This window comes from bacterium (assembly GCA_037128595.1).
In the GTDB taxonomy this organism is placed as follows: Bacteria; Verrucomicrobiota; Kiritimatiellia; order CAIKKV01; family CAITUY01; genus JAABPW01.
Window position 1 is genome coordinate 15,082 of sequence record JBAXWB010000024.1, and the last position, 13,524, is coordinate 28,605.

A 13,524-nucleotide genomic window follows, 5' to 3' on the forward strand; every position below is an offset into this window, starting at 1 on the left:
TGAGCCATTTGCCTGGTCAGCGCCTCAATTCCGGCAGACAGATGGCGGTATGTGCGGCCCGATCGACGTCCTCCCATTCCATCTCAATTTCCATGGTGGCAGGGTTCTTGGGCAGGCCACGTTCCCCGGTGCGGAGCAGCGAATCAAGCCAGTCCGCCGCGCGGTTTCCGATCCCGTCGTGAGACAGGAGGTATCCAGGACAGTTTGGCATTGTGCTAGATTTCCACAATGAGACAAAACTTTCAGGATTAACGAGTTCACGCCAGCCGGCGTTGCGCAGTAGCCACCAGAAAATGTCATTAAAGCCCAAGATGCACTCAGGTTGATACCGGTCGAGCCATTTCCTGGTGCGGAGAAGGGTGTCGGGGTTGGTGACGGATTCCTCGGGTTGGATGGTAAGCATGGGAATGCGGAGGCGGGTGGGCAGGTCGCTCTGGCGGTCCACAAAGGCGGCACGTCGGTCGTGAAAGTCGAGTGCATAGGGCATGTCAAAGAGCATCATGCCGATGCGTTTAAAGCCCCGTGCGACGGCATAATCCCAGGCTCCCTGGACCGCGCGGAAGTGATTCGGCATGATCAGGTGGACGGGGGGGCGAAACGCCCCTTCACTGATTCCTACTGTTGCAAAGTGGGGCCAATCGAAGGATTCGCAGAATCCCGGTGTAAAGATTTGAGCGATGGCGACCCCCATGATCCCCCGATTGTAAAGGATGTCAGAAAGGCGCCGCCCATCGACATAGTCGCTGATAATGAATTTATCCACTCGATAGCCGAGGTGGTCGGCCTGCTTGATCAGGCCAGCCTGACCTTCAAACTCCCTTTTATCGCTGATCAAGGCCACTGTGGCGGAGGCCATTGAACGGTGTCCGTGCCAACGGGAGGCGGCCATTGACGCCAGTACCGGGTCCGGCCGGTAGTCCATTTGACGCGCGATCTGCTGGATTTTCTTGCGGGTTGTATCGGGCAACCGTCCTCGGTTACGCAGCGCCATCGATACGGTGGCGGTCGAATAGCCGGTTTTCACCGCAATGTCATGAATGGTGGTGCGAGTCATCATTAATACCAACGATAACCACTGTGGGATGAGATAGGCAAGCATTTTAGGTTAACGGCATAACCACAACAAGAGGTACTTGTTTATGGCCGATGATGCTAATCTTCTAGCCTGAACAGGATTATGTGAAAAAGGGAGGGGCACATGAATAAGAAGCAATTGGGGTGGGGGAATTCTTTCTTGGTAGTGATCACTTGTCTAGGGCTGGTCCCGTTGTCGGGATGGGCGGCGGATACGCCGATGTCGTCCTGGACTCCGACGACCGCGGTTTGGACCAATACCGCCAACTGGTCGGGAGGCGTGCCGGGCGGTTCATTAGGCGCCGTTTTTGACGGTACGTTTTCCATACAGCCGGATATCGCGACTTTGCCGTGGTCTTACCAGGTAAAGGGATTCTGGCTCAAATCAGGGGTGGGGCAAGATGTGACGATTAACGCCTCCACTCCATTGACTGTCACACTTTTGTCCGCAGTCAACAACGGCTTGACCGCTGTTCTGCTTATGGATGACTCTGGCAACCATAACCTCACCTTCGGGCCAAACGTCACTTTACAGCCTGCCAATGGCGTGAACTGCTATCTCTACAATGCTGGGACGCTGACGATACAGGGCGCGCTCAAAAATGGAGGGAATGAGAATGGGTTCATTGGCACCAGCACAGCCACAACGGTCAATATTACCGGGCAACTCGCCAACGGTGGTGGCCAAGCGATCACCATCACGAGCAATACGTTCATACTGTCCAGTGCCTCGCCGAGCTTTACTGGTTCAGTTCAACCTCTGGCAGCAGGAATCCTTCGGGAAGCTAATGTTGATGCGCTGAAGTCCGCAAGGGCGAACATCGGTAACGGGGGAACTCTGCAGCTTTTCAGTGACAATAATAACGACGTGTTTGGTTCAGCTGGTGACATCTTTGCGCAAAACGCTACTGGTTCCATTGAAGTTAATCGGTTGACCCCTTCCGGGGCCAATAACACGCTTCGTTCCTCGAAGTTATATATTGACAGTGCTACGTTGAATATCAGGGGTTCTAATGGCTACAGTCTGTCCATCTCCAATGTAATCGCAGGCGATAACTGGGGGAGCAAAGTCAATACTTTCAATCCGACCACGGCGAATCTGATCCTGGGCAGTATATCCATGGTTCCCATATGTAACGCTGTCGGATCTTCTTCCTTGACTTTGGATGGAGCGGGTTCGAGCAATGTCGTGACCGGCTCCATCTTAAATCCAGTTGGGGGCGGGTCCAGTTACCCGCTGATCAAAAACAACAGCAGTAGTTGGACGTTGGCGGGGACAAATAATTTGACCGCGACGATCACGTTACAAGGAGGAACATTGATCGCGGCGAACAACGATGCCTTGGGTTTCGGCGGGGAGGCACGGTATGGTGAGATTGGCTTGATGAACTATGGATCGGATACAGCCCCTGCTCCTGTCCTGAATCTCTCCGGTGTGATCGTCAACAAGGCGATTACTCAAAACCGCAACCTTGCAACACTCGTCAACTCCAATACCAACACCCCCTCGACGATGGACAATGGACTAGCCAGTATCACCTTTACCAACACCGGCGCCGGATTTGTTGGAGCCGATGTGGGCAAGCCCCTGACGATTTCGGGCGGTGGTGGCAGCGGTGCAGCGGCGATCATTGCTGCGCTTTCTGTCAACACAAATACCTTTACCGCTAGTGGCGGTACAGGGTGGTATACGGGGAATTTCATTACCTTGATGGGCGGTGGTGCCTCTCAAAGTGCGATTTACTTTGTTTATGCCAACGGCGCTCCTGGTGCTATCACGAATTTGGTTCTGTGGTCGGGCGTTCTCGGGAATGCTATCTATGCGCCAGGTTACGGCTACACCAGTATCCCAACGAACTTTACCGCTTCCAAAGGGACGAATTCGTTCGCGCCCACCACAAACGGAACCACCGTTGCCTTCTTCGATAACTTCAGCGTGGCGTCCGTTGCCTTGACCAATGCCGGAAGCGGTTATACCTCCGTCCCAACGGTTTCGCTCTCGGGGGTCAGTGGCACGGGGTTTGGCGCCTATGCCAATCTGTCCGCGTTAGCATTCTATGGTGTCAGCTCTTCGGTCATTCAGTTGGGCGGAGATGGTAATCTGACGATCAAAGCTGCGATTTCAGGGGGTAATTCATCAGCTCCCTGGTACAAGATCGGGACCGGAGTGCTGACGCTTGCCGCTTCCAACACCTGCATCGCCTTGGGCACTGTCAGCAATGGAACCCTCTCGGTGTGCAACACCGCTGGTTCAGGGACGGGATACGGGACATTGACCGTCCTCAGCAACGCCACCCTCGCTGGTTCGGGTTACATAGCTCCCACGCCCAATACTGGCGTATTGGTCGCGCTCCAGGCGGGTTCTCATATCTCACCGCATGTCGGTACGGGCGTCAGCAATGCTACCTTGAATATTACCGTGGGCAACGTGACGTCCAACTCTCTGGATATCGCCGCCGGCGCGGTGTTCGATTACAACTTTGCCGCACCTGGTGTGGGCGATACGCTGAATGTCACCGGTAAGGTCAATCTGGCTGTTGGGACCAATACCCTGAATATCGGTCAGTTGTCCGGATTCGGGGTGGGTACTTACCCGCTGATCACCTCGACGACCACGGTGACCTACCGGACCACGGGTTGGATCCTGCCGACTAGTACGCATTGGGTGTACAGCGTTACCAACTCCCCGACTTCGGTGTCGCTCAAAGTGGCTGCTGCGCCGCTTCGTGCCACACTCATCCAGATCCGGTAATAAATTCTCATTTCTTGCGGAGGGGGATTTATGAAAAAATGTCTGCTGTTAGCGCTGATCGCGGGAGGGGCGATCACATCCTTGGGGGCCGTTCCCAATTTATACGACTCATTCGATACCCTCTATACCAACGGGGCTACGTTCGTTAACCTGACGAACGGGTGGGAGGCGTCCGGCGCGGCGGTGATCGTGACGAATAGCAGCGGGGCATACTCGGCCCCGAATGCGGTATTCCTGAGTGGAACCGTGTCGATGACCAATACGCTGAATACGAGCCCGAACCTCAAGATCTGGACGGATATGAGGATCAAGCCGTATATCGGGGAGCTACTCGCCGGACCGGAGACGAACCTCGCCAGTTTTTACAGTTATTTCACCACCAACGGCTATCTCTGTGTGGCCACGCCATCCGGGTTCCAGGTTTGCTCGAATGATATCTGGGGTAGCCCGGTGCCCCCGGCTACGAATGCGAATGCCTATGTAAGACTCTCGGTGTTCCAGGACTACACCACCGCCCGGCAGGCCGTTTTGCTCAACGATCAGCTCATTCTTCAGGATGCCGGCTTTGTGGTCAACATGGCGAACTACAGCCAGTTGCTGATCCAGAATAGCGACAGCAACTGCTGGCTGGACAATGTATGGGTCGCGACGAATATCGGTCCCGACAGTCTGGTTTATGACCGTAACGGGGATGGCCGGGTCGATGCGCTTGAGATCCAGACTTACGGCTATGCCAGCCGGACGCAGTATGTCGGCGGAGCGGGATATCCCTCTTATGGATCCATCGCTGCGGCGGTGGCGGCGGCCCGGTCACGGGACATTATCTACGTTTCCTCAGGATCCTATGCCGAAAACGTCCTGGTATCGAATGCGGTCACCTTTACCGGTGGCGCGTTCACCAACAGCGGAACGCTTACCGTTCGCACGGGTTCCGGAGTGGTATTCCAGAATGCGATGAATTGGGGAACCGTGAACGTTGATACGAATTCCCTGGCGACCTTCAACGCAGCCTTGGTCTGCAGTAACTTGGTGATCTGGCCGGGGACGACCGTGACGGTGGCGAATGTCACCTGCAGCAACCTGATCGTGCAGACCAATGCGGTCTTGAATTGTCAAAGTAATGTCACCTTGACCTGTTCCATGCTCCTGGCTTGTACCGGCACGGTGGGCGTGGCATCGGGGGCGACGGTCACGGCCTCGGCGTCGTTGGACCTGCCGCCCCCCGGCCATATGGACTTCACCACGGCCAGTTTTGTGTTTACCCCGTTGTCGGTGGACCTGACCGGAACCTTCAGCCTGAGTAACCATTGGGGGCAGGGAAACTCGGTATCGCTCCCTTCTGGAGCCAATGGCACCTTCAACCAGGCGTTGACCAATCCGCCTCTAAATTCACTGGTGCTGGGAACAAACTCAACGGTCACCTTCAGCAAAGTCGTGGCTTGTGGGGATCTGACCGTCAGATCCGGCTCAACGGTGGTGATGTCATCTTTGACCTGCAGCAACCTGGTGGTGGAGCCGGGCGCGCACTTCACGTGTAGCGGGCCCTTCCACTGTTCCGGAACCTGCACATTCGGGCAGAATGCCGTGGTGGCCTTTTCCGGTTCAGCCTCCTGTGTCGGGCTATTCACCGTGGACTCCGGCGCTTCGGTCACACTCGGGCAGGGGGCAACGTTGGGAACCTTGGATGTTATCGGGACGTTGATTGTGGGTTCCGGACAAACGGTGACGGCGACGGCCGCGACGGTGACTGGTTCCGTTCTGGTGAGTGGGGCGGGGACGATGTCGGTAAGCGCCGCCCTGAATGTGACCGGCGGCGGAACGCTCACCTTTGCCAGCGGCAGGCTCACGGTACCGGCCAGTAACGTGGATATGTCGGGAACCTTTGCCGTTTCGAATACCTGGGGTACGGCGATGACCATGGCATTGCCATTTGCGGATGATTTCGAGCTGTATGCCAATAACACCGTGATGACGAACCTGGGCTTCCGGGGGTGGTATGCCTCGGACGGGTCGGTCAAGGTGGAGAGTGCGGTCAAGCACGCGGGAAACAAGGCAACGGAAGTGCCGGATGATTCGATCCTTTCAAACAGCATCAACTCCGCCTCCATGACGAAGATCTGGACGGACTTTTTCATCCAGCCGACGCTGGGGCTTGAGCCTCTATCACCAGCCACCAATAGTTCAAGCTTCCTAGCGTATGCGAACACGAACGGCTATCTGGTAGTCGCTGTGGCTGGCGGCGGGTGGGTGGTGTGTTCGAACCGGATTGATGGCACACCGGCCACGCTGATCCCGGGCAATGCCTTCACGCGTATCTCGGTCTATCAGGAACTGGTTCACCATACCTTCGCAGTGTTTGTGGCAGGTGACATGGTGGCGCAAGGATTGACCACCCCAGCCAATCTGGGCGGTTATACCGCCTTTGCGCTGAACAACATTTTTGGGTCCACCTATCTGGATGATCTGTCGATGGCGGCAGGGGTGCCGGCCGGGTTAACCTCCGATTTGAATCACAACAACATTCCCGATGCCGTTGAAATCAGCAACAATGACATCGCCGCCCTCCAGCCTATAGGAACCATTTTTAAAATCCGTTAAGTCCCTAGAAATATAAGGAGAAATAATCAGTATGCATCCGTCGTATAATGGTCTCGGTCTACATCTCGGAAACCTGTCGCGCCTCTCGCGGGCGGAATCACGGTCCTGTTCTGCGGAAAACCCCACCGGTGCGAAAGGCCAGGGCGGACGGCATATCGATCCCGATCACGGCCCCTCCCGCGATCTCGGCACGGGGTGGAAGGTCCGGCCTTGCGTGAGCGTTAATCCCGGAGAGACGCTGGTCCTGGCTGACCTTGAAGGGGCCGGCGCGATCCAGCAGATCTGGATGACCCCGACTGGAAACTACCGTTTCACCATTCTCCGGTTCTACTGGGATGGTGAGGAAACGCCGTCGGTCGAAGTGCCGATCGGTGATTTCTTTGCCAGTGCGTACACCAGTTTCAATGTTTATGCCCCCTTGAATTCACAGCCGGTTTGCGTCAACCCCGGCAACGCCTTTAACTGCTACTGGGAGATGCCTTTCCGCAAACACTGCAAGATCACCCTGGAGAACATCGGGTTCGAAGCGATGCGGATCTTCTATCAGATCAACTACACCCTGACCGAGGTGCCCGCCGACGCGGCCTATTTCCATGCGCAATTCCGGCGAAGCAATCCCTTGCCATACAAGGAAGTGTTTACCCTTCTTGATGGCGTGCGCGGGCAGGGGCATTACGTCGGCACCTACATGGCCTGGCAGATGAACAACAATGGCTGGTGGGGTGAGGGTGAAGTCAAATTCTATCTCGATGGCGACCTGCCCGATGGGGTGGTTGGCCGCAATATCAAGGAGCACGGGGGTGAGGGCTATCCCACGATCTGCGGAACCGGCACAGAAGACTATTTCTGCGGGTCCTACAACTTTGAGAACAAGGCGACCAGGCAATATCAGGAGTTCACGACCGCCTATGCGGGAGTCTCCCAGGTAGTGCGTCCGGATGGGCTCTATAACGCCAATACCCGCTTCAGCCTTTACCGGTGGCACATCATGGATCCCGTGCGGTTCCAGGCTGATTTTGCCGTGACCATGCAGGCGTTGGGCTGGCGTGCCGGGGGCCGCTACCTTCCGGCCCAGGATGATATCGCCTCGGTTGCGTTTTGGTATCAGTCCGAACCTCACATGACTTTCCCGAAACTGCCTGAGCGGGACCGGTTGGAGATCATTTAACCCTACGGTCTAGTGAGCCCGTTTGTGGTGGTGAGGAATGTTCCGGGGCGGTGGATGCGGCTCAGTGAAGAAAAAAATGAAATCGATCACGGCCAGCAACAACCCTGAAAGCTCCGCCTCCTTTGTCTGGTTGGGCGCTGGTGGGCGTGAGCGGAATCGCTTTGTGCTGTTTCGCCGCAATGTTTTCATCGATGAGGTGCCCGCTTCGGTCGACCTCCATCTGTTTGCCGACTCGCGCTACCGGTTGCGTGTCAACGGGCGGTTTGTTTATGCGGGACCGCCCCGGTTCGTTACGCAGTATCCCGAATATGACACGGTGGACCTTCTCCCTCACCTTAAACTCGGCCCCAATTGTATCACGGTCGAGGTGAACACCTACGGAGCGGCGTCGTACCAAACCATGCCGGATGGGCGCGGTGGGTTTCTGGCGTGGGGTACGGTGGGGCAGGCGGGAAAGGCATTGGAAATTGATCTGGCGACGCCGGGTGGTTGGTTGGCACGCGAGGTGGAGGCCTGGGATGCCCATTCGCCCCTCTACAGTTTTGCCCAGAATCCGGTTGAAATCCTCGATACTCAAAAATTTAACGAGGCCTGGGTACTGCCCGGTTCATGGGACTTCCGTGGCTGGTTGCCTGTAGATATTATTCCGGCGTGTGAGGCTCCGTGGGGGCGGCTGAGTGCCTCCACGGCCCCCGTGATCCCCTATTCGCCGGTTTCGCCGGAGACCATTCTTTGTTCTGCGGAACTGGACGCGAGTGAGTTACGGTGGGGGTTCACTATCCCTGATCAGGTCATGGGCACGTCGAAAACCGCCCCCCAAGAGCTGTATACGGCCTTCTCATCATGGATCTACGCGGCAACCGGGCAAGCGGTGGTGGCGGGGTTGCATTGGGGTGATTTTGCCCTGAACGGTACGGCCCTTGAGACGGTCCCGCATCCAATCCTTGGGAACCGTCATGATGCGACTCTCAATCTCAAGACGGGATGGAATCATCTTACAGGGGTGGTGGAGTTCCTTACGGCGGCAGAGTTCTGGTCATTTCTGATTGGCTTACCCAAAGCGGCACACCTGAAACTCCGGGCCAGGGCCGATGAGCTGGAAACAGCGGCGTTCATGTTGTCCCCGTTAGTTTCCCGAAATGCAATCGATTTAACGTGGAGTACCGATCCGTGCTCCCTGCCGCCGGAAGGGTGGAGGCAGGTGGTGGGGGATCCCCTATTGGTCTGTCCCGCCCGATTGACGGCTTGGGATCGCCCGCTTGGGGGCGCGATCCATGATCGCTCCTATGCTGATCTAGCCTCCGTGGCGGACATCCGTGGGGCAGGGCATGTTTGGGTTTTTAAATTCAAGGGCGGGGCCTTGGGGCATGTGACGCTTGATCTTGACGCCCCGGCGGGAACCGTCGTCGATGTCGGATTCGATGACTGGTTACGCCCTGATGGCCTGATTGATCTCTACCGGAGCAATCCGTTCATCAACAGCGTGGAACGCGTGATCTTGAAGGGTGGCCGCCAACAGGTTCAATTATTCCACTCCCGCGGCGGAACCTTCATCCAGGTGACCGTGAGGTTGCCCGTGACGGGCGCGCACCCTGGAAAGGCCAGACTGCATGGCGTTGCGGTGCTTCAGACCAAAACTATTCCCGTCGTGCTAGGTGATTTTCACGCCTCTGATTCCGCTTTTGATGCCATCTGGCGTGCGGCGGTGGAAACGTTGTCCGCCAGCACGGAGGACTCCTACGCCGATTCGCCCTGGCGTGAGCGAGGCACCTACCTGGGTGACTCTTACGTCAATATGTTGCTGCATCCGTTGTTGCACCATGACCTCACCCTGGCCCGCCGGGTGGTGCGGCTCTTCGCCCAGACGGTCACGGTGGATGGCCAGATGCTTGGTGCCGTTCCCTCATGTCTGGCATTTTCTCATGAGGATTTCACGCTGATCTGGGTCCTGCTGTTACATACCTATTGGAGTGTCACGGGTGACAAGGCCTTGGTGGAGGAATTATGGCCGGCGGTGCAGTCGGTTTTGGCCGGCAGGAAATTCGCGGTTCACAGCAGCGGATTATGGAATGCGGACCGATGCCGGCAGTTTATTGATTGGGGGGTGGTGAAGGAGGAGCGCGAAGGGGCCGCCAATGCGGTGCTTAACGCCTTCCGGATTGGTGCGCTCGACGGTGCTGCTGAACTGGCAAAGGTGATCGACCGTGACGATGACGGGGTGTTGCTGCACTCGGAGGGGCAGGCCCTGCGCCAGGCGTATTCAGAAACCCTATGGCTTCAAGACACAGGGCGATTTGCCGCCGGCTTGGCCCCTGATGGTCCGATGCGGTCTACCGCTTTTCACGCCAATATATTGGCCTATTTATTCAGGATTGGAACCCTGGAACAACAGGAACAGGTCGAACGCTATGTGATCGGACGGGCGAAGGTGAATTACGAACTGGGTTTGGCCGGGGGTGGGGGAGCGGGGCATGCCGAATTATACTTTCTGGCCTATCTGTTGCCGGCCTTGGGGGAGCATGGACAGTTTGACTTGGGGGAATCACTGATCAAGGAGCATCTGGGCACCATCATCAAGACGGGGTATTCGACCTTGCCTGAATGTTTCAGCACGCCGAGCCGTCGCAACGGCAGTTGGTGCCATAGTTGGAGCGGCTATCCCGCCGTCTATCTGACGCGGTATATGCTCGGATTGCGGCAGACCACGAAGGGGAATCCGGATCATTTTATCCTTCAACCCCTGGTTTCCGGGCACATTACCCAGGCGTCAGGTCGTGTGCCTCACGCCAAAGGGCTTATCAATGTGGCGTGGACCCGGACCGGTGCAGGGCTCGTTTTCAAAGTGGATGCGCCGGAAGGTGTGGTTCTGGAAGTGGCCAAGTGAGGGGATCCCCTTGGACACGTTATTTCCGATAGGGCTCCGATTTCTTCAATATCATTTCGGCTTCTGTTTCGGATTCAAATTCCGCGATGACATAGACGCCTTTTGCTCCGATCGCATCAAATAAAGGGATGATCTCGTGTCCCTTTACCCCGCAGACTTGCAGGGATCTTCCTGATGCCAGAATCCGTTTGTAAAGTTCGTACCATCGGGGATCTCCGGGAGGCTCGATCCCGGCCTGGGGCGACCATTCCACGGCCTTCAGCCCCTCAAGCGAAAGGATGGCGTCAAGGTGGACGAGGGCTTGGGTTCCATCGACATGGAACATGGTAAAGGGGATCTTGGTGCACTGGTCCCGGAGATAGGGCATGCCAAAGCTCTCGAACATCTCCGGAGAAATCATGACGGAGGCGTCACATTGCAGAAGGGTGACGCGCCCGGGAGCCCATAACCTGAATGCCCCATAACTTGAACTTCCATCCGGGGCGGACGTCATCTGGTAAAGCCGTTCAAAGCATTCCTGCCAGACCAGGTAGATTTCATCAAGTTTTGAAACGACCCAGTCCGGCTGTTCGAGCAAATCCATGAGAAGCGGTTGACCGCCCCGCAGGGAAGAGAGGACATCCAGTCCGTCGCAGAGGGCGGGAATCCCGAAGAGGGCATCATCATGGGGCAGGTGTTTTCCCTCCAGAATCAGCCGTTCCGTGATCTGCCACCACAGATTTTGTGGATCAAAGTGGAGTGGAGGGATGATAGTCGGGTCTTCGGCCGTTTCGAAAAGTGGCTCATACCAGACGGTGTCTGGCCCTATGGTTGCATGGCAACCGAGATAAAGAGCCAGGGAACCCGCCCCGATGTCTGTTTCAAAGAGGGGGAGGGTGTCGCCGGGAAAGACCTGAGTCTGCAAATCCTGCAGGGTCCCCTTTGCCCGAACCAACGGATGCTTATAGTCGGTGTCTCGTGGCAATGGGGAAGGACGTTCGGGGGGTGTAGCGGATGGGCATATTGGACGCCAGGAACCGATGACACAACCTTCATGTCGCCACCAGGCTTCGAAGTTCTTTCGTGTTTCCAACCAGTTGTTCTTGAGCATAGGGTGCCCGTTTCCGTTCAGCCGCGCGAGGCGATGATCCCGCCGACGACAATGAACAGGGCGCCGATCGTGATGGTGCCTGGATTTACGGTCTTGTATTCGCCCATGAGGGTCAGGCCGATGAGCACAGCTACCAGGGTGTTCATATTATAAAGCGGTGCCAATTGGCTGATGTTGCCACCGTATCGGGAGAGCCCGATGGCGATGCAACCGGTCGCGAGGGCCCAGAAGAGCGCAAAGAGGGCCGTATATCCGATGGCTGGCAGCGTCCAGGCGCTCTCGCGGGTGACGCCCCACCAGATGCCGCCCACGCAGGAAATCACCAGGCCTACCACTACCAGGTAGGGGCCCTGACTGATTCCGTGCGCTGATTTTTGAAAGACGCCAGAGATACCAAGCAGGATGGCCGCGGCGACGCCGCCGAAAAGGATCGAAAGGGTGGAATTGCTCATACGGTTAATGTGCCGAAACTCATTCCGGAACGCAATCACATTACCGCTGAATAAAGGTGTTAAATGATGACGGTTCAAGCAGGGCGGATAGGCGGGCATTTCCAAAATCCATCGTCATGCGGCGTGCTTCCTTGAAGGGATTGGTCACCACCAGGACTTTGGAGTCGTCCGGGTTCTGGAAAGCCACCGCATTGGCCGCCCATGGGCCGGTTAGGCCAAGACGAGTGGCGCCCGGAAGCACCGCACTGGAAAAATGCTTCATCAGGTAGAACTCGGGATTCAGTTGCACGGTCTTCCGGTCCGGATCGACGGTGATCATGGAATTCTGTTTCCAGCCCCAGGTGCTTTCGCCGCCCGGTGCCAGAACCATGTTCCAATACACATAGGCGGTGACCCCGTTGGTGAAATAATGCCACATCATTTCGAAGATATACTCCGCATAAGCCCACGTGTTGGTGCCGTCCCCGCATTCGCTTTCCGTCTGCATGAGCGGGAGATCAGGATAGGCCGCCTGGGTTTGCTGCAGGGCATATTTCCCGGCCCACTGGTATCCCACCCCTTTGACATAAGGTCCGGCCTTGGGGTCGCTCAGCACGTGGTTGGCGTACTGGTTGAAACGGGTTTTAAACATGCGATGGTCAATTTCAGGGCCATTGAGTGTCCCCAGCCAGATCTCCGTTTGGATGCCGTGTTTCTTGAACAGAGGGCCCAGATAGGATCCGATGAATTCCCTGAACTGCTCCCCGGTCCAGACGCAGGAGGGGAACTTCTGTGAGGACATCGGTTCGTTCTGGATGTGGAGTTGGGTAATAGGGATGTTTTCCTTCTCGTACGCCTGTACGAACTTCAGGAAATACAGGGCATAAGCGGAAAGGGTTTTCTTGTCCCACACCAGCGTGCCGTAATTATAGGCCTTGGGGAATTTCATCCATGCGGGCGGACTCCAGGGCGAGGCAAACAGCGTCAAGGAGGTGCCCGCCTTTTGGGCCATGCGAATGTAGGGGATCAGGTATTTCCGGTCACGCTCGATCGAGAAGTGCCGCATTTGATAATCGCCGTCCGTATCATTCAGGCTGTACCACTGCTCGGCATAATCGTTAGCGCCAATCGGAAGCCGACAGACATTAAACCGACATCCGTTTTCACCGAAGAGCTCCTTGAAGATCAAGGCCTGTTTATTGACGGGGAGGGAGCGGATCGCGGTGAAGCCGAGTTCATTGAAACACCCGCCGAACCCCAACACGGTCTGGTGCCGGGCTCCCGTGAGAGCCAGGTTGACGGGGCCTGTGGCGGAGGGGCTGACCGGGGTGGTGCGCCAGCGGTGCGTTTCAGTCGAGACGATATGTTTAATGGACATGGGGCCTCCTCTTATTCGTTAAAACCGGGGATATTTCGTCTTTATCACAAATGAAGTCAAATCATTTGATCCTGCGGAAAAAGTCCCTTTGGCGCCGAGGTATAAGGTGCTTGTTCAGCAGAATCACTAGCGTCCCACAGGTCGTAGGT

8 protein-coding genes are annotated in these 13,524 nt (G+C 56.5%); 4 read left to right on the top strand and 4 right to left on the bottom strand.

Annotated elements, in window-relative coordinates; genetic code table 11:
- Nucleotides 1-16 precede the first annotated feature (16 nt).
- The gene (locus WCS52_14070) at nt 17-1,057 is read right to left on the bottom strand and encodes a LacI family DNA-binding transcriptional regulator (protein ID MEI6168304.1); all 1,041 of its coding nucleotides are present in this window, start codon (nt 1,055-1,057) and stop codon (nt 17-19) included.
- A 141-nt stretch (nt 1,058-1,198) separates the two neighbouring features.
- On the opposite strand from WCS52_14070, the gene WCS52_14075 reads away from it, so the two are divergent.
- From WCS52_14075 to WCS52_14090, 4 genes are all read left to right on the top strand, one after another.
- The gene (locus WCS52_14075; protein ID MEI6168305.1) at nt 1,199-3,826 is read left to right on the top strand and encodes a hypothetical protein; all 2,628 of its coding nucleotides are present in this window, start codon (nt 1,199-1,201) and stop codon (nt 3,824-3,826) included.
- 30 nt (nt 3,827-3,856) lie between these two features.
- Nucleotides 3,857-6,424, top strand: coding sequence for a hypothetical protein (locus WCS52_14080; protein MEI6168306.1), 2,568 nt, complete (start codon nt 3,857-3,859; stop codon nt 6,422-6,424).
- Between the two features lie 31 nt (nt 6,425-6,455).
- On the top strand, nt 6,456-7,592 hold the full coding sequence (locus WCS52_14085; protein ID MEI6168307.1) for a glycoside hydrolase family 172 protein: 1,137 nt from the start codon (nt 6,456-6,458) through the stop codon (nt 7,590-7,592).
- 76 nt (nt 7,593-7,668) lie between these two features.
- The gene (locus WCS52_14090; GenBank protein MEI6168308.1) at nt 7,669-10,476 is read left to right on the top strand and encodes an alpha-L-rhamnosidase C-terminal domain-containing protein; all 2,808 of its coding nucleotides are present in this window, start codon (nt 7,669-7,671) and stop codon (nt 10,474-10,476) included.
- 19 nt (nt 10,477-10,495) lie between these two features.
- On the opposite strand, the gene WCS52_14095 is transcribed toward WCS52_14090, so the two are convergent.
- Genes WCS52_14095 through WCS52_14105 form a run of 3 tightly spaced genes read right to left on the bottom strand, consistent with a single transcriptional unit; the run spans nt 10,496 to nt 13,375 of the window.
- Entirely contained in the window at nt 10,496-11,566 is a 1,071-nt protein-coding gene (locus WCS52_14095; protein ID MEI6168309.1) for a hypothetical protein, read from the bottom strand.
- A gap of 17 nt (nt 11,567-11,583) precedes the next feature.
- On the bottom strand, nt 11,584-12,018 hold the full coding sequence (locus WCS52_14100) for a hypothetical protein (protein MEI6168310.1): 435 nt from the start codon (nt 12,016-12,018) through the stop codon (nt 11,584-11,586).
- A 40-nt stretch (nt 12,019-12,058) separates the two neighbouring features.
- Nucleotides 12,059-13,375 carry a glycoside hydrolase family 30 protein gene (locus tag WCS52_14105; GenBank protein ID MEI6168311.1) on the bottom strand — a complete coding sequence of 439 codons (1,317 nt, stop codon included), beginning with the start codon at nt 13,373-13,375 and terminating at the stop codon, nt 12,059-12,061.
- Nucleotides 13,376-13,524 lie beyond the last annotated feature (149 nt).